At 39.4% G+C, this 18,683-nt stretch carries 10 protein-coding genes; 9 read left to right on the top strand and 1 reads right to left on the bottom strand.

The window, feature by feature from the left end; all coding sequences use genetic code 11:
• The first annotated feature begins 29 nt into the window (after positions 1–29).
• The 9 genes from Q0486_RS00385 to Q0486_RS00345 all read left to right on the top strand — a co-directional run bounded on the left by Q0486_RS00385 (position 30) and on the right by Q0486_RS00345 (position 17,259).
• The gene (locus Q0486_RS00385; protein WP_299229091.1) at positions 30–3,128 is read left to right on the top strand and encodes a glycoside hydrolase family 2 TIM barrel-domain containing protein; all 3,099 of its coding nucleotides are present in this window, start codon (positions 30–32) and stop codon (positions 3,126–3,128) included.
• A gap of 10 nt (positions 3,129–3,138) precedes the next feature.
• Positions 3,139–4,728, top strand: a complete 1,590-nt coding sequence (locus tag Q0486_RS00380; RefSeq protein WP_299229087.1) for a DUF4971 domain-containing protein — start codon at positions 3,139–3,141, stop codon at positions 4,726–4,728.
• 280 nt (positions 4,729–5,008) lie between these two features.
• Positions 5,009–8,164, top strand: coding sequence for a glycoside hydrolase family 2 TIM barrel-domain containing protein (locus Q0486_RS00375; protein WP_299229084.1), 3,156 nt, complete (start codon positions 5,009–5,011; stop codon positions 8,162–8,164).
• 204 nt (positions 8,165–8,368) lie between these two features.
• Complete coding sequence (locus Q0486_RS00370; RefSeq protein WP_299229081.1) at positions 8,369–9,775, top strand: arylsulfatase; 1,407 nt, start codon at positions 8,369–8,371, stop codon at positions 9,773–9,775.
• The gene (locus Q0486_RS00365; RefSeq protein WP_299229079.1) at positions 9,772–11,373 is read left to right on the top strand and encodes a sulfatase; all 1,602 of its coding nucleotides are present in this window, start codon (positions 9,772–9,774) and stop codon (positions 11,371–11,373) included. Before Q0486_RS00370 ends, Q0486_RS00365 begins: the two co-directional genes overlap by 4 nt.
• Before the next feature lie 13 nt (positions 11,374–11,386).
• Complete coding sequence (locus Q0486_RS00360) at positions 11,387–12,808, top strand: sulfatase (protein WP_299229076.1); 1,422 nt, start codon at positions 11,387–11,389, stop codon at positions 12,806–12,808.
• A 34-nt stretch (positions 12,809–12,842) separates the two neighbouring features.
• A complete protein-coding gene (locus tag Q0486_RS00355) occupies positions 12,843–14,744 on the top strand; it encodes a sulfatase-like hydrolase/transferase (protein ID WP_299229073.1) in 1,902 nt (633 codons plus the stop codon).
• A 105-nt stretch (positions 14,745–14,849) separates the two neighbouring features.
• Positions 14,850–16,322: an arylsulfatase gene (locus Q0486_RS00350; RefSeq protein WP_299229194.1), complete on the top strand. Its 1,473-nt coding sequence runs from the start codon at positions 14,850–14,852 to the stop codon at positions 16,320–16,322.
• Between the two features lie 31 nt (positions 16,323–16,353).
• The gene (locus Q0486_RS00345; protein ID WP_299229071.1) at positions 16,354–17,259 is read left to right on the top strand and encodes a sugar phosphate nucleotidyltransferase; all 906 of its coding nucleotides are present in this window, start codon (positions 16,354–16,356) and stop codon (positions 17,257–17,259) included.
• Between the two features lie 63 nt (positions 17,260–17,322).
• On the opposite strand, the gene Q0486_RS00340 is transcribed toward Q0486_RS00345, so the two are convergent.
• Positions 17,323–18,681, bottom strand: coding sequence for a dipeptidase (locus Q0486_RS00340; RefSeq protein WP_299229068.1), 1,359 nt, complete (start codon positions 18,679–18,681; stop codon positions 17,323–17,325).
• Positions 18,682–18,683: the final 2 nt, after the last annotated feature.

The raw sequence follows: 18,683 nt of genomic DNA, 5'->3' as shown, positions 1-18,683 counted from the left end.
TTTTTTGTTTTGGTTTAGATATAGATATTATGGTGAGAAGAGTTTTTTTAAGTCTGGCATTACTTTGTGGATTAAAGTCGGTTGTTTATTCACAAACATTCAAGGAATGGCTTGATCCGAATATTAATGAAATAAATCGTGCGCCAATGCATGCGAATTTTTTCGCTTATGAGAGTCTGGAACTTGCGGAGAATGCCATAAAGGAAAAGTCTGCAAAATTTATGACACTTAATGGAAAATGGAAATTTTTATGGGTTGAAGATGCCTGGAAGCGTCCGCAGGATTTTTATAAATTAGAATATGATGATAGCTCATGGGATGATTTTTCCATACCGGCTGTATGGGAACTGAATGGCTATGGAAGTCCTATTTACGTAAATTCAACCTATCCATGGAGAAATCATTTCAAAAGTAATCCTCCATACGTTCCTGAAGAAAAGAATCATGTCGGTTCGTATAGAAGAATCATTGAAGTTCCTAAAGAATGGAGAGGAAAAGATATACTTGCCCATTTTGGTTCTGTTACATCAAATATGTATCTGTGGGTGAACGGAAAATTTGTGGGTTATAGCGAAGACAGTAAGCTTGAGGCTGAATTTGATATAACCAGATATCTGAAATATGGAGAAAAAAATCTTATTGCCTTTCAGGTCTTCAGATGGTGCGACGGAAGTTATCTTGAGGATCAGGATTTCTTCAGATACAGCGGAGTTGCTCGCGACTGCTATTTGTATGCAAGAAATGAGAAACGCATAGATGATATACGTGTTACTCCGGATCTGGACAGCGAATACGAAAATGGAAGCCTTGATATAAGTTTGAAATTAAAAGGTCATAACAATATCCTGCTGGAACTTTTTGATGGTGACAATACATTAATAACTTCAGCAAATATTGAAGGAAGTGGCGATGTCCATACAGTCCTGTCTGTTGAAAATCCGAATAAATGGACGGCGGAAACTCCATATCTATATACATTGAGAGCAAGTGTAAATGATGAAGGCAATTTGTCTGAAATAATACCCCTGAAGGTCGGTTTCAGAAAGATAGAGATTAAAAACGCACAGCTTCTTGTTAATGGTAAACCTGTTTTATTCAAGGGAGTAAACCGCCATGAGATAGATCCAGACAAGGGGTATGTGGTTTCGCGTGAAAGAATGAGACAGGATATTGAGATTATGAAAAAGTTCAATATAAATGCAGTGAGGACATGTCATTATCCTGATGATGCATACTGGTATGAGTTGTGCGACAAGTATGGTCTTTATGTTGTGGCAGAGGCTAATATAGAGTCTCATGGAATGGGGTACAAAGAGAAAACTTTGGCAAAAAATCCTATATATGCTAAAGCTCACATGGAACGCAACATACGTAATGTACAACGTAATTTCAATCATCCGAGTATTATATTCTGGTCATTAGGTAATGAAGCCGGATATGGACCAAATTTTGAGTCAGCATACGATTGGATAAAAAAAGAAGACTATAGTCGACCTGTACAATATGAGCAAGCTCATAAGGATGGTAAATCAGATATTTTCTGTCCTATGTATTATAGATATAAATATTGTGAGGATTACTGTAAGAATGACAAATATCAGAAACCATTGATACAGTGCGAGTATGCACATGCTATGGGTAATTCAATGGGAGGATTTAAGGAATATTGGGAACTTATACGTAAATACCCTAAATATCAGGGTGGATTTATATGGGATTTTGTGGATCAGTCATGCAGATGGATTGGTGATAAGGGAAAGATGATTTATGCATACGGAGGAGATTTTAATAATTATGATCCGAGCGACAATAATTTTTGCGACAATGGTTTGATAAATCCTGACAGAAATCCTAATCCTCATTTGTATGAAGTGGCATATTATTATCAGAATATCTGGACAACTCCTTTGGATATTGTTAATGGTGAGATAAATGTGTATAATGAAAATTTCTTTACAGATCTTTCCGGATACTATATGCAGTGGGAACTGTTGAGAAACGGAAGTGCTGTTAGAAGTGGAATGATTGATAATCTTGATATCAAGCCTCAGAGTTCCAAGAGTATTAAATTGGATATAGGAAACATAAATGACGAAGCTGAATATTTATTGAATGTGAGATATATTCAGAAGAATAAAGAGTCTTTTATTCCTGCAGGGCATATAGTTGCAAAAGACCAAATACAGGTTAAGGAGTATAAATTCCCTAATATGAATCTGGCAAATGTTACTTGTAGTAATATTGAAACTGCCGTACCGAAAGTAAAGGATTCCAATAAAGTAAGACTGATTGTTTACGGTGATAATTTTGAAATACAGTTTAACAGACATACTGGATTTTTAGATTTTTATTCTGTCAATGGTGTACAGTATATAAAACAGGGAGCTGAGCTTGCTCCTAATTTCTGGAGAGCACCTACAGATAATGACTATGGTGCGAAATTACAGAATAAATACGCTTTGTGGAGAAATCCAAATCTGAAATTAAAGTCTTTAGATTACAATGTCGATGATAATGGTATTGTTGCCGTATCTGCTGAATATTTTGCAAAAGAAGTATTGGCTGACATTTATTTGACATATAAGATAAATAATGAGGGAACCGTTATGGTGACTCAGAGAATGGTAACTGATAAGGATGCTGAAATTTCTGATATGTTCCGTTTTGGTATGCAACTTGTAATGCCTGAAGAATTTGAATATATTTCATATTATGGTAGAGGACCGGTGGAAAATTATGTTGACAGAAATAACAGTACAGAACTTGGTATATATAATCAGACAGTGTCGGAACAATTCTATCCGTATATACGTCCTCAGGAAAATGGAACAAAAACTGATATACGCTGGTGGAAACTTAGTAATATATATGGTCACGGCCTGAAGATTATTTCGGATAATCCATTCTCTGCCTCTGCACTTCATTATACTATAGATTCATTGGATGACGGTTCGGAAAAGAATCAACGACATTCTTTTGAGGTAGAAGAATCTGATTTGACAAATGTTCTTATTGACAAGGTTCAGCAAGGACTGGGATGTGAAAACAGTTGGGGAGCGATACCACGTCCTGAATACAGAGTTCCATATAGGGATTATGAATATACTTTTACAATGTATCCATTTTAAATATTGATTTATGAAGATAAATAATTTATTGTTATTGCAATTAATAATATTGTTTTTCGTTAGTTGTGGCAAAGATGTTTCTGATAACGTTGATGACGGATTTATACCGTTAATTGATGTTTCATTTCAGGTAGACGGAAACAGTAATTCAGGGGCTATTGATTATGAAAACCATACAATAATATTTGAAAATATATTTTATGGTGATTTTATTGAAAAAGTAACATTCGGACTTGCTGATGGTGTTTCTGTATATCCGGATCCTGAAAGTCTTGAAGGGATATGGAATGAAGAGAAAAGTATTGTTCTGACTGATAGTAAACAAAGAACATATACTTACGTTATAAGGCTTCAGGTAAAAAATGAGTCATCAGTTAGTGAACTTCCACTTCCTGACCCTGGAACATTAAAAGGTGTACATTGGAAAACGTATACAGTACCTCATTTTGATAATTCAGGTAAACTTACATCCGCTGAGATTTATGCAAAACCAAGAGGTATAACAGATTATCAGAAGGTAGAATATTTAGCTAATATGGGACTTAATCTTATAGCGTTAAAGCTTGAGGATGGTGGACAGATGACTGTGGAGTTTCCCGGTGGTGAGAATGATGATAAAACAATATGGAATAAATTAACTCAAAAAGAAAAAGATATATTGAATGAAGCAAGAGCTATAGGATGTGCGCGTTTTGTTAAGGCTGTCCATGATTGGAATAATGCCAATATGGATAAACCTGTATATGTTATGCTTTTTACTAGAAAATGGTTCCAGAATAATGGTAGCGACATCTCTGGAAATTTGCAGGATGGAGCGAATATTTTTGCAGATGTAATAAATATATGTAAAGATGGTGGATATGACGATGCTTTAATAGGAGTACATGCAGTGGAAAACCGTATAGATGCAATGAACTCTCTTCTGCCTTTATGTCTGGATTTTTCAAAACAGGTCAATCAGGCGACAAATGGTTGGCTAAAGAATAAAATAATGTTTTTTGCAGGTCTTTCTATGGGAATTTCTTTTAAAGGATATGCCGAAAAGGGTAGTACGGATGTTGTTGGTATAGATGAATGTGAAGGAAGTTCAACGTTCTGGTCAGATATTCAGGAGCAGTGTTCCGGTTTCTCATGGGTGCAGAAAACTTATCCTAAATGGGATGTGGAGCCTACTTTTTCCAAGTATATGGATACATATAATAATACGAGTGATAGCTATGAAGATGTTCTTGAGAATTATCTTGATACTTATGGTCATAGAAATCTTAAAAATTTTGTATCAAAAGCACCTGATAAAATGTTTGATAATGTAATGTTTTGGGGAGATGCATCTGATGGAATGAGACATTTGTCACAGAGTACTAGAGATGTGCTGAAAACTATTTGGATAAATTATGGATATTATTCAGGATGTTTTTATCATTTCTTTGACATAGATGCGGCAAACAATGCTGAAACATGGAACCAGCAAAATAATATTGCATATCTGGATAATGGTGATATAAAAGAAAATGTCGCTTTTCCGATATGGAAGATCTTTTTTGACGGACAACGCAGTAGTACTTATGGTAGCATTGATGAACTGTACAAATTCAACTGATTGAAAATTTGAATAATATATTGTTCAATTTGTTTTTCTTGAACAATTTGTATGTTGTGAATGACTAGATTTTATGACATAAGTGAGTTAGGAGCCACTTATCTTTGCAGCATGAAAATATTCATAGATTTAGTATTAAGGTATTGAGATTGGTTTCTAGGTATTGATTTGAAATTAAGGTATAGAGATTGTTTTGGGGTATAAGTCAGGTATGATAGGTTTTGATAAAGGGTATTCATACCTGACATTTTTTTAATTCTAAATTTGAAAATTAAATATCATGAGAACTAAATTATTAAGTTTTTTCTTAACGTGTATTTGTATTGCAAATGCCACAAATCTTCTTGAATACGAAGATAAATCAGTGACAGGCGTAAACCGTGAAGACGGTAGGGCTACGTTTTGGTATTATAATGATAAGGCAACAGCCATCGAAGGCGGATACTTCAACTGCCCGATGAATGTGTCGTTGAACGGTAAGTGGAAATTCTCGTTTGCAGAGAAACCGGCAGACAGAAAGGCTGATTTCTATAAGATAGATTATAATGTAAGCGACTGGGACGAAATTGACGTACCGGGAAGCTGGCCTTTGCAGGGGTATGACAAACCGCTTTATGAGAATCATCCGTATGAGTTCGCTCTGGACAGAAGTCCTTATCCTCATGTAGTGCGTAAGGACTGGAATCCGGTAGGTTCATACCGCAGGAATTTCAGTATTCCTCAGGACTGGAAGGACAAGCGCATAGTACTTCATTTCGGCGCAGTGAAATCATCGTTCTATGTATGGGTGAACGGACAGAAAGTCGGTTATTCGCAGGATTCGAAGATGCAGGCTGAATTTGATATCACTGAGTATGTGAAGCCGGGTGAGAATATGGTGGCTGTAGAGGTCTACAGATTCTCAATAGGTTCTTATCTGGAATGTCAGGATTTCTGGAGACTGGCGGGTATAAAGCGTGATGTATGGGTTTATGCCACTCCAAAGACATTTATCAAGGATTTCAGTGTTGTTGCATCGCTTGATGGTGCATATAAGGATGGTGAGTTCAGTCTTGATGTAGACATGAAGGCTTCAGGTAAGACTCAGAAAGGACAGCTGAAAGTTCAGCTTCTTGATAAGGACAACAAGCCTGTAATGGAGGAAGTAAAGACTGTAAAAGTCAGCAAGGGAAAGGTTGCGACATATTCATTCGGAAAGGAAATAGAGAATGTAAGAAAATGGACTGCCGAGACTCCTGAACTTTATACTTTGCTGATAGAGTCTGATATCGATGGTGAAAAGAGTTATGTATCGTCAAAAGTAGGATTCCGTAAGGTGGAGATAAAGAATGCTCAGTTGCTCGTAAACGGTACTTATGTATATGTAAGAGGTGTGAACAGACATGAACATCATCCAAAGTATGGTCATTATGTTCCGAAGGAAACAGTGGAAAAGGATGTGGAACTGATGAAGAAACTGAATATCAATGCAATCAGAACATGCCATTATCCTGCCGACCCTTATCTGTATGAACTTTGCGACAAGTACGGTCTTTATATCTGCGATGAGGCTAATATAGAATCTCACGGATTGGGTGCCACTCTTCAGGCTCCTTATAACCCGAAACATCATATTGCCGACGATATAACATGGCAGGATATACATCACGACAGAATTTTCCGAATGGTGGAAAGAGACAAGAATCATCCTTCCGTAATAATATGGTCTATGGGTAATGAATGTGGCGATGGTGTTGTGTTCAGAAATGCATACAAGAAACTCAAGGCTTTTGATACTACACGTCCGGTACAGTTCGAACAGGCAGGTACTCAGGCGCATACTGATATCTTCTGTCCTATGTATATGAGAATGGATAAGGTGAGAAACTATGCTTTGTCGGCTGATACTTACCGTCCGCTTATATTGTGCGAGTATGCTCATGCCATGGGTAACAGTCTTGGAAACTTCCAGGATTACTGGGATTTGTTTGAGGCATATCCTTCTCTTCAGGGCGGATTTATCTGGGACTGGGTGGACCAGGCTATGGAAGACTACAGGGACGGAGTGAGATTCCTTGACTATGGTGGTGCTTTCGGACTTCAGAACATCAAAAACAGCGGTGCATTCTGTATGAACGGACTTATCAATGCCGACAGGGGATATAATCCTCATGCTTACGAAGCCAAGAAGGTCTTCCAGGGTATAAGAGTCAAAATGATTTCTGCCGCTAAAAAGGAATTTGAGATAGCCAATAACCATAGTTTTACCAACCTGAACAAGTATGCCCAGTCATGGAAGATCGAGGCAAACGGTGAGGTAGTGGAAAAGGGTAGTCTGAATCTTGATGTAGAGCCTCTGTCGTCTGAAAGATTTGAGATTCCTTATACTACAGTTATCGGTGATGATAAGGAGTATTTCATTACATTGGAATTCAGAACCAAGAATGCTGAGAATCTTTTGCCTGCCGGATATGAAGTGGCTTACGAACAGATAGCATTGAACTGGTACAGACCTGAATTTGTTCCGGCTGAAACAGACAAGACTTTGAGCGTGGAAAAAACGGATAAGTCAATCATTGTCGGCAATGATGGCTTCAATGTGGCTTTCAGCACTGCTACAGGTCAGATGACAGCTTTGACCAAGAACGGTTATGAGTTCCTGAAGAATGATGTACATCCTGACTTCTGGCGCGTGAAGATAGACAATGACGGTTGGTTCAAGGAGAAATACTGGAAGACAGCTCATCAGAGATGCCAGCTTGACACTATTTATACTGAGGCTGTAACTGAAAAGGTGAAAAGAAAAGAGGTTATAAAAACAGTTAAGGTTTATGCCAGGATTCTGATAAAGTGTAATCCAAATCCTAAGAAAGAGGACTTCTCCGATGCATGGTTCAACACTGTATATACCATCTATCCTGATGCTACGGTGAAGATAGAGAATGATTTCCTTCCTGTTTACTATCATGCGGAACGCGAACTTTCAATGCCAAGACTCGGACAGTTGTTTGAAGTGAACGGCGGACTTGAAAAGGCATCGTGGTACGGAAGAGGACCATGGGAAAACTATGCGGACAGAAAGACTTCCGCTCTATTGGGACGTTATGAAATGCCTGTTAGAGAATTAGCATATATCTACACCAGACCGCAGGAAAATGGCTACAGGACTGACGTGAGAGAACTGACTCTTACATCTAAGGATGGTCATGCCATGAAGGTGACAGGTTTGCAGCCTATCTGCTTCAATGCACAGTATGCTCCTAAAGAAAATTATGAAGTGAACGGTAAGCCTATAAGAAACACTATCGACCTGAAAGAGGAAAAGAATCTCTTCCTGAATCTTGATTACGGTCAGATGGGTGTAGGAGGAGATAACTCTTGGGGTAATCCTGTACATGTGGACTATAGAGTATTACTGAGAAACTATAGATATGGTTTTGTCATACAATTATTTTAGTAATCTATAGTAATTTCATTTTCACATCTTTCATAATCCATATAATTCGCATCAGGGTGTCAATAGATTTTATTCTTTTTGACACCCTGATTTTTTTTGTGTTGAATAATTTGTCATCGTATTTGAATAGAAAATCCCCCTTTATACTATATTAAAGCGGTTAAATTTGCGATAGTTCTAGATAATGTTTTAATTTTACATACCATGAATATTGATAAAAAGATTGCAGGTTTAGCATTGGCGGCTTTAACAGCCGGAAGTTATGTACAGGCACAGGAAAAATTGCCTAATATCGTTTTTGTATTGGCCGATGATATGGGTATCGGTGATTTGGGATGTTACGGACAGACAAAAATCAAAACTCCTAACATTGACAAACTGGCTGAAAACGGTCTGTTATTTACTCACCATTACAGCGGCTCTACAGTCAGTGCACCTTCCAGATGTTGTCTTATGACTGGAAAACATACGGGACATTCATTCGTTAGAGGCAATAAAGGACAGAAGACTCCGGAAGGCTTTTTTGATTTGGCTCTTCCTGAAAAAGAGGTGACCGTTGCTGAGATCCTGAAGAAGAAAGGGTATAAGACAATGTGTGTCGGTAAATGGGGGCTTGGCGGTCCAGGTACAGAGGGAAGTCCGATAAACAAGGGATTCGATTATTTCTTCGGATATCTTAGCCAGTCGGCTGCTCATCGTTATTACCCTGAATATCTGTATGAGAATGAAAAGAAAGTTATGCTGAACGGTGAGGTTTACAGCCATTTCATGATAATGGAAAAAGGACTCGATTTTATCAAGAAAAATGCGGACAGTCCTTTCTTTGCATATTTTGCGGTTACACCACCTCATGCGGATTTGGATTATCCGGACTTGAGTCAGTATGAGGATGCATTCCCTGAAAAGCCATATATTAACAACAAGGGAACCGGTTTTAAAACTCAGATGAAACCAAAGGCAGCGTATGCTTCGATGGTAAGTGAAGTTGACAAGAACGTTGGTCAGATTATTGACTTGCTGAAGAAGGAAGGTGTGTGGGAAAACACAATCTTCATTTTCTCATCCGACAATGGTGTACATTGTGTAGGAGGCCACGAACCTGATTTCTTTGATTCAAACGGTCCTTTCCGCGGATACAAACGCGATTTGTATGAAGGTGGTGTAAGAGCTCCTTTTGTGGTGAACTGGCCTGCTGTTATTAAGGAAAAGAGAACAACTGACAATATTTCTACTTTTTGGGATTTTCTTCCTACAGTAGCGGAGATTGTTGGAGCTGATGTACCTGAAGGTATCGACGGTATTTCTTATCTGCCTGTACTGAAAGGTGCGGACAAGAATCCTAAGCAGCACGAATACATCTACTACGAATTTTATGAGCAGGGTGGAAAGCAGTCTATCATGAAGGATGGCTGGAAACTGGTAAGACTTAATATGAGTAAACCGGGAAAAATGGTAGAAGAGTTATATAATCTGAATACAGACCCTGATGAATCAGAAAATATAATAGCTTCTAATCCTGAAAAGGCTAAAGAACTGAGAAAACTTGCCCAGAAAGCAAGAACTGAAAGTAAAGAATTCAGTTGGAAACCTAAAAATCAGAAGAAAAAATGAGAAACAGGAAATTCTATTTGTCGGCAGGAATATTGGGACTGACAAATGTAATTATTACAGCGAATGCTGCAGAAGTAGAAAAAAAGCAGGAAAGACCTAACGTGCTTTTTATTCTGGCAGACGATTATGGCTGGAATGATTTAGGCTGTATGGGTAGTAAATATTATGAAACACCAAATTTGGACAGGATGGCTGCAAATGGTGTCTTGTTTACTAATGCTTATGCCACATGTCAGGTTTCGAGTCCTTCGCGTGCCAGCATAATGACTGGTAAATATACTCCACGACATGGGGTGACGGACTGGATAGGGGAAAAATGGGGTGAGGACTGGCGTAAGATGAACAGACACAGCAAAGTCCTTCCTGCGGAATATGCCATGGAACTCAGTAAGAATGAATATACGATAGCAGAATGTCTGAGGGATAATGGTTATACTACTTTTATTGCCGGAAAATGGCATCTGGGAGAGGAAGGTTCATGGCCGGAAGATCATGGTTTTATGATAAATAAGGGTGGATGGTCTGCCGGAAATCCCAAAGGAGGATATTTCAGTCCATATAATAATCCTAAACTTGAAGATGGACCGGCAGGTGAGAATCTTTCTATGAGACTCGGACGTGAGACAGTTGAGTTCATGAAAGAACAGAAGAAGAAAAAGAAACCGTTCTTTGCTTATTTGTCTTTCTATGCTGTTCACGGACCTATAGAAACGACTCAAGAGAATTGGGAATATTTCAGAAACAAGGCTGACAGTATGGGAATAGCCAAGAAGGGTTTTGCTGTGGACAGAACATTGCCGGTAAGGCAAACCCAGGATAATCCGGTTTATGCAGGGCTAATCAGACAAATGGATGATGCGATAGGTTATGTGCTTGACAATATGGAAGAGTTGGGACTGGACAAGAATACTCTTGTAATATTCACATCAGACAATGGTGGAGTGACGTCAGGTGATGCTTATTCAACCTCATTGTTACCATTGCGTGGTGGAAAAGGAAGACAATGGGAAGGTGGAATAAGAGAACCGTTGTTGATCCAGTATCCCGGATGCAAGAATCCCGGCAGCAAATGCGATGTGCCTGTTATCGGTACTGATTACTATCCTACGATTCTTGACTTTGCAGGATTGCCGCTGCAGAAACAGCAACATGTGGATGGAGTAAGTATTATGCCGTTACTTAACGGTGGAAATATAGCGGAAAGGTCTTTATTCTGGCATTATCCGCATTATGGAAATCAGGGTGGTGAACCGTGTTCTATAATACGTGACGGTGACTGGAAACTGATTTTCTATCACGAGGATTTAAGATGCGAACTTTATAATCTTTCCATTGATTTAAGCGAAAGTGAGCCTTTGAATATCCAGTATCCGGAAAAAGTCAAGGAACTTAAGGGCAAACTTGATGAATGGCTGAAAGATGTTGGAGCGAAGATGCCTGTGGCAGATATGGAATATAATCCAAAGGAAGAAGCCAAGGTCAAGCTGAAATGGAAAACAAAAGTCCTTGAACAGAAAGAAAAGGAAAGACTCAATATGTTGAGAAAAGACTGGAAACCTAATAAGGACTGGTGGGGAAGTATGATTACTGTAGATTAGGAGAAACAAGGTTATGTTAGGAAGGATATTTCTTGCAACCGGTGGATTAATGTTTTCATTGGGTTGTGCAGCAAAAAATGAAAAGCCGAACATCGTTTTCATAATGGCCGATGACCTTGGATGGAACGACCTTGGCTATACAGGAAGTGACTATCATGAAACTCCGTATATTGACAGCCTTGCTTCGGAAGGAATGATTTTCACGAATGCTTATGCTGCGGCTGCAAACTCTGCACCGAGCAGGGCTTGCTTTATGAGCGGAATGTATACTCCGCGCCATGGCATATTTACCGTCAGTCCTTCTGCCAGAGGGGACAAGAAGAAACGGAAACTTATACCGATAGAAAATACTGAGGATTTGAGGGCAGATTTCGTGACTTTGGGTGAGGCCCTGAAGGGAGAGGGTTATACTTGCGGTCATGTAGGTAAGTGGCATTTGGGCGATGATAATGATGGAACAGGACCTTTGTCGCAGGGTTTTGACCTGAATATTGCCGGATGCCGTGCAGGAACTCCGTATTCTTATTTTTATCCTTATTGTAATAAAAAGAAAGGTGCCTGTCATCCGGGACTTGATGAAGGTAAGGAAGGAGAGTATCTCACAGGCAGGCTTACTGATGAAGCTGTTAAGTTTATGATTGATTCTTCCAAGGGTGACAAGCCGTTTTTCCTTTATATGGCTCATCATGCTGTGCATGTTCCGCTAAAAGCTCCTGCCAGTCTGATAGAGAAATATCAGAATAAGGAAAAAGGAAAGTATCACAGGAATCCTGTGTATGCAGCAATGATGGAGAGTCTTGACAACTGTGTGGGACGTATTTGCCATACACTTGATTCTTTGGGTGTGGCAGACAATACAATCATAGTGTTTACATCAGACAATGGTGGCTCGGAACCGGTGACTGACAATTTTATGCTTCGTGGCGGAAAAGGTATGCCGTATGAAGGTGGAATAAGAGTTCCTCTCATTGTAAAATGGCCGGGACATACTGAGGCGGGAAGTAAATGTGATGTTGCTGTAAGTGGTGTTGATTTCTATCCTACTCTTGTTGACATGGCAGGAGGTAAGGCCGATAAGTCACTCGATGGTGAGGATATTTCCTGCTTACTAAACGGTTCGGAAAAGAAATTCAAGGACAGGGATTTGTTCTGGCATTTTCCTGCTTATCTGGAATCGTATAAAAAAAGTGGAATGGATTTCCGTGCTACTCCTTTCTCTATAGTACGTTCCGGCGAGTGGAAACTGATTTATTTCTATGAAACTGATACATTCGAGCTGTATGATTTGGATAAGGATATAATGGAGAAAAATAATGTGGCTTCAAAATATCCTGAGGTGGCAGACGTGATGTTGAAGAAACTAAAGAAATGGATATCTGATACTGACGCTCCAATACCTACTGAGAAAAATCCGTACTACGAAGGCGGATTATGATTTAATAAAAAGAACTTTTTAAAATAATTGCGAAATGAATACTAGATTTCCGATTTTGTCAATGGGAATATGCTTCAGTGCATTGCCATTGATGGCTGATACTAACAATAATGAAAAGCCTAACATAGTGTGGTTCCTTACTGAGGACCTTTCTACACATTATCTTGCACTTTATAATAATGGCAACGGGGCCGAAACTCCTAATGTTTCGTGGATGGCACAAAACGGAGTGACTTATACAAATGCCTATAGTAATGCTCCTGTCAGCTCTGCAGCCAGAACAACTCTTATTACGGGATGTTATGCACCGAGATTTGCCGGAAGTTTCCATCGCCGTCTGCAGAACATGACAATGCCCGAAGGACTGAGAATGTTTCCTTCGTATCTTAGAGAGGCAGGATATTATACGTGCAATGCCCAAAAGACAGATTACAATGTGAAGTTGGACAAGACCGCGTGGGATAATATTAAGGGTGAACTTGATTCATGGAAAAACAGGACAGACAAGAGTCAGCCTTTCTTTTTCCAAAGAAGCAATATGCTCACTCATGAATCTAAACTGCAGTTTGATGAAGAAACTTACAGCAACGTAAAGACTGTACATGATCCTTCTAAGGTTTATCTGCATCCGTCACTTCCGGATACAGAACTGATAAGATATACATACGCTACTTTCTATGACAGAATACATGATTCTGATGAGGAACTTGGCAAACTTATATCTATGCTCAAAGAAGAAGGTGTGCTGGACAATACTATAATATTCTATTTCGGTGACAATGGCGGTTCGCTTCCGGGAACAAAGGGATATACAGATGATATAGGAATACACGTTCCGCTAGTGGTTTATGTACCTGAAAAATGGAGAGACAAACTGGGAATAGAGAAGGGTAGTGTGGCCGATAAGCCTGTGTCTTTCATGGATTTTGCTCCTACAGTCCTTAAGCTTGCTGGTGCTGAAGTGCCTGAACAGATGGACGGACAGCCGTTCTTGGGTGAGGAAAAGAAAGAAGATTTCATTGTTGGTTATGGAGACAGGTTTGACGAACTCTATGCATTCAACAGAACTTTGAGAAAAGGCAAGTACAGATATGCAAGAAATTATCAGCCGTATCACACACAGTCTCTCTTCGCATTGTACAGATACAAGCAGTTGTCTTTCAGAGAATGGAAGGATATGTTCGTAGATGGAAAACTTAACGAAAATCAGTCTTCTTTCTTCATGCCTTTCGGACCGGAAGAACTTTATGACCTGGAAAAAGACCCTTATGAAATGAATAATCTTGCCAATGATAAAAAGTATAAAAAAGTTCTGGCAGAAATGAGGAATGAACTTAATGCTTATTTGGTAAAGAAAGCAGATTTGGGATTCTTCCCGGAAACAGTTGTTTTGGAAGAGGGTATGGCAAATCCTGCCACATGGGGTAGTAACAATAGAGGTAGAATAAAGAAATTTGCCGATATTGCCCAATTGCAAACAGAGAAATATTCAGCTAAGGTAGAGGATATGCTGAAGAAGTCATTGCAATCGGATGACGCGGTGGAACGTATGTGGGCTCTGACTACATGCTCTTATTTCGCAAAGAAAGCTTCAGCTTTGAAACAATATGCAGAGAAACTGTTGACTGACGAAAGAAGTTTTGTAAGGAGCCGTGCCATGGTTTTCTTGTCAGAATTGGGTGAATCTTTCTCAAAGGATGATGTACTGGCTGTGTTGGATAATGTAAAAACAGGAGCTGAGACAATGTACATTTTGAATGATTTGACTCACATGTTTGAGAATAATCTTATAAGTCCTTTCAAAATAAAGAAAGATGAGTTAAAGAAAAAATGTTCCGGAGTCGACTGGAGAGTAAAATATCTTAACAGTTATGCTTCGTCGGACTCATGGGAGGAAAGATGGAAATTAATTTATAAGGAAAACGGAAAACATTAAGGAGATATTATCATGAAAAACAATAATTTATTATGTTATGAAACGGCTATGATTGCAGCTCTCGCAACTACTAATATTTGCGGAGCTGCAAATCAGCCTGTTGAAATGTTATCAAAAAAGGATAATTCCAAACCTAATATAATATTCATCTTGTGTGATGATATGGGATATGGCGATTTGGCTTGTTATGGACAGAAGTATATTAAAACTCCTAATATTGACAGAATGGCCAGTGAAGGTATGCTGTTTACTCAGGCATACGCCGGAAGTCCGGTCAGTGCACCTTCGCGTTCTACCATCATGACAGGACAGCATTCCGGACACGGACACGTCAGGGGTAACAAAGAGTATTGGGGAAAATCTCCACTGATGAAGTATGGAGACAATGACGAATATACTGTTGTGGGACAGGAACCATACGATCCTAACCATATAATTCTGCCTGAGATAATGAAAAAGAACGGATATACTACAGGTATGTTCGGTAAATGGGCTGGAGGATACGAGGGCTCTTCTTCTACTCCGGACAAGAGAGGTATTGACGAGTTTTATGGTTATATATGTCAGTTCCAGGCTCATCTGTACTATCCTAATTTCCTGAACCGTTACAGTAAGTCTGCGGGGGATACTGCAACAATAAGAATTACGCTTGATGAGAATATTGATTATCCTATGTTCGGTGATGACTACAGGAAAAGGACACAGTATTCTGCTGATATGATTCATCATGAGGCTTTGAAATGGCTTGACAAACAGTCTGCCGATAAGCCTTTCTATGGATTTTTCACTTATACTCTCCCTCATGCAGAGCTTGTTCAGCCAAATGACTCTATCCTGAAATTCTATAAGAAAAAATTCTTCCATGACAAGACATGGGGAGGAAGTAAAGGAGGTCGATATAATGAAGCGGTGCACACACATGCAGAATTTGCCGGTATGATAACACGTCTGGATGCATACGTAGGTGAGATAATGGCAAAACTGAAGGAGAAAGGACTTGACGAAAACACTATCGTGATTTTCAGCAGCGATAATGGTCCTCACGAAGAGGGTGGTGCCGATCCTGAATTCTTTGGAAGAGACGGAAAGTTAAGAGGCTTGAAAAGGCAGTGCTATGAAGGTGGTATAAGAGTACCTTTTATAGTTAAATGGCCAGGAAAGGTTGAAGCTGGTACAGTGAACGACCATCAGTTGGCTTTTTATGATATCATGCCGACATTCTGTGATATAATCGGAGACAAGAAGTTTCCTAAAAAATACATCAACAAGAAACTGGAAGGAGACTGTTTCGATGGTATCTCGTTTTTGCCGACACTGACAGGTGATGATGAAAAACAGAAGGAACACGAGTTCCTTTATTGGGAGTTTCATGAAACGAACCAGATGGCTGTGCGTATGGGCGACTGGAAACTTGTTGTTAAAAAAGGTGTTCCGCATCTTTATGATTTGAAAAATGATTTACATGAGGATCATGATATTGCTGGACAACATCCTGAGATCGTCAATCGTATGGTAGATATTATTTATCAGGAACATAGGCCTAGTGAACTGTTTAAGGTTACTTTGCCAAAAAAATGACATATTAATAATTTAAAAAGTAAGAGAAGAAATGAAACCTACTTTGTTCTTATTGGCGGCAGGTATGGGTAGCCGCTATGGTGGTCTCAAACAATTGGATGGTCTGGGACCGAATGGGGAAACTATTATGGATTATTCTATTTATGATGCTATAAATGCCGGTTTCGGAAAACTGGTGTTTGTAATCCGTAAAGATTTTGAAGATGATTTTAGAGAAAAAATCATATCAAAATATGATAAGCATATAGAATGCGAAATAGTATTCCAAAGTCTGGATAAATTGCCGGAAGGGTTTAAATGTCCTGAAGAACGTACAAAACCATGGGGTACAAACCATGCTCTTATGATGGGCGCAGATGTTATTAAAGAGCCTTTTGCGGTAATCAATTGTGATGACTTCTACGGAAGAAATTCTTTTGAAGTGATGGCTGAATATCTTTCAAATCTGTCAGAAGGAACGGAAAACAGATATTCTATGGTTGGTTTCTCGATAGGAAACACTTTGAGCGAAAGCGGTACTGTTTCAAGAGGTATATGTCAGACTGATTCTGATAATAATCTTGTGTCTATAGTGGAAAGAACTAAAATCCAGAGAATGGACGGTAGCGTGAAATACCTCGACGAAAATGAAAACTGGGTTGCTATTGATGATTCAACTCCTGTTAGTATGAATTTCTGGGGATTTACACCTGATTATTTTAAATACAGCAATGAGTATTTCATAAAGTTCCTGACAGAGAATATTGACAATATCAAAAGTGAATTCTTTATTCCATTGCTGATTGATTACCTGATAAAAGAATCTAAAGCATCGGTGAAGGTACTTGAGACCAACAGTGTCTGGTTTGGAGTCACTTATCCGGAGGATAGACAGTCTGTAGTAGATAAGATTAACAAATTAATTGAATCCGGAGAATATCCGCAGAAGTTGTTCTGATAATATTAAATCTCCATATCACCTTTTCAAGGTAGATATGGAGATTTTTTTGGTTATTAACTGTTATTTTGAGTATTCCTTATGGAACTCAACCACAGCCTCAATTCCTTTTCGGAATATGTCGAGAGGGAAATTCTCATTTGGAGAATGGATGGCATTACTTTCAAGTCCGAATCCCATCAGTACTGTCTTTATTCCAAGAATCTGTTCGAAATCGCTTATGATAGGAATACTACCTCCGCGGCGTACTGCCAGAGGTTTCTTGCCGAATGCTTTTTCAAATCCTTTTTCGGCTGCCTTATATGCAGGAAGTGAAATAGGGCATACATAGCCTTCGCCACCGTGCATAGGAGTTACTTTCACCTGTACGTATTCAGGAGCTATTTCGTTGATGTAGTCAACAAACAGTTGTGAAATCTTTTCGTGGTTCTGGTGTGGCACAAGTCTGCATGATACTTTTGCGTATGCTTTCGAAGGAAGTACGGTTTTCGAGCCTTCGCCTGTGTATCCTCCCCAGATACCGCATACGTCGAACGAAGGGCGGCAGCTGTTGCGTTCAAGAGTTGAATATCCTTTTTCGCCCTTCAAAGCTTTCACTCCGATAGCATTCTTGTATTTCTCTTCATCGAAAGGTATGTTTGCAATCATCTCGCGTTCTTCTGCCGGAACATCTTCCACATCGTCGTAGAAATGAGGTATGGTGATACGTCCGTCGGCATCAGTAATCTTGTCTATCATGCTGCACAATATGTTGATTGGATTTGCCACAGCACCACCGAAATGTCCTGAATGAAGATCTCGGTTAGGACCTGTAACTTCTATCTCCCAATATGCCAGTCCGCGCAGGCCCGTAGTTAATGATGGAAGATCCTTGCCAAGCATACTTGTATCCGATACTAAGATAACATCTGCCTTAAGCAGTTCCTTGTGTTCTTTCAGGAAAGCATTAAGACTTGGTGAACCTATTTCCTCTTCTCCTTCGAAAATGAATTTTACGTTGTGTTTCAATAGTCCTTCGCGTACCATATATTCGAAAGCTTTGGCCTGAATCATTGCCTGGCCTTTGTCGTCATCGGCACCTCTGGCCCAGATGTGTCCGTCTCTTATTTCCGGTTCAAACGGATTACTTTTCCAGAGTTCAAGCGGTTCTGCAGGCATCACGTCGTAGTGGGAATATATCAATACGGTAGGCGCATCAGGATTTACTCTCTTTTCGGCATATATTAGTGGGTTTCCCTGTGAGGGCATGATAATAGCTTCGTCTGCACCGGCTTCGATGAGGAGTTGTCTCCATCTTTCGGCGCATGCCAGCATGTCTTCCTTATGCTGAGGTAGGGCACTGATGCTAGGTATGCGTATCAGACTGAAAAGTTCGTCGATGAAACGCTGTTCGTTTTCTTCAATGTATTTTTTTATTTCCATGG

This window comes from uncultured Bacteroides sp., assembly GCF_937912035.1.
Classification (GTDB): Bacteria; Bacteroidota; Bacteroidia; order Bacteroidales; family Bacteroidaceae; genus Phocaeicola.
Note: the sequence above shows the minus strand (reverse complement) of the source record. Positions and strands in the feature narration are given on the sequence as shown.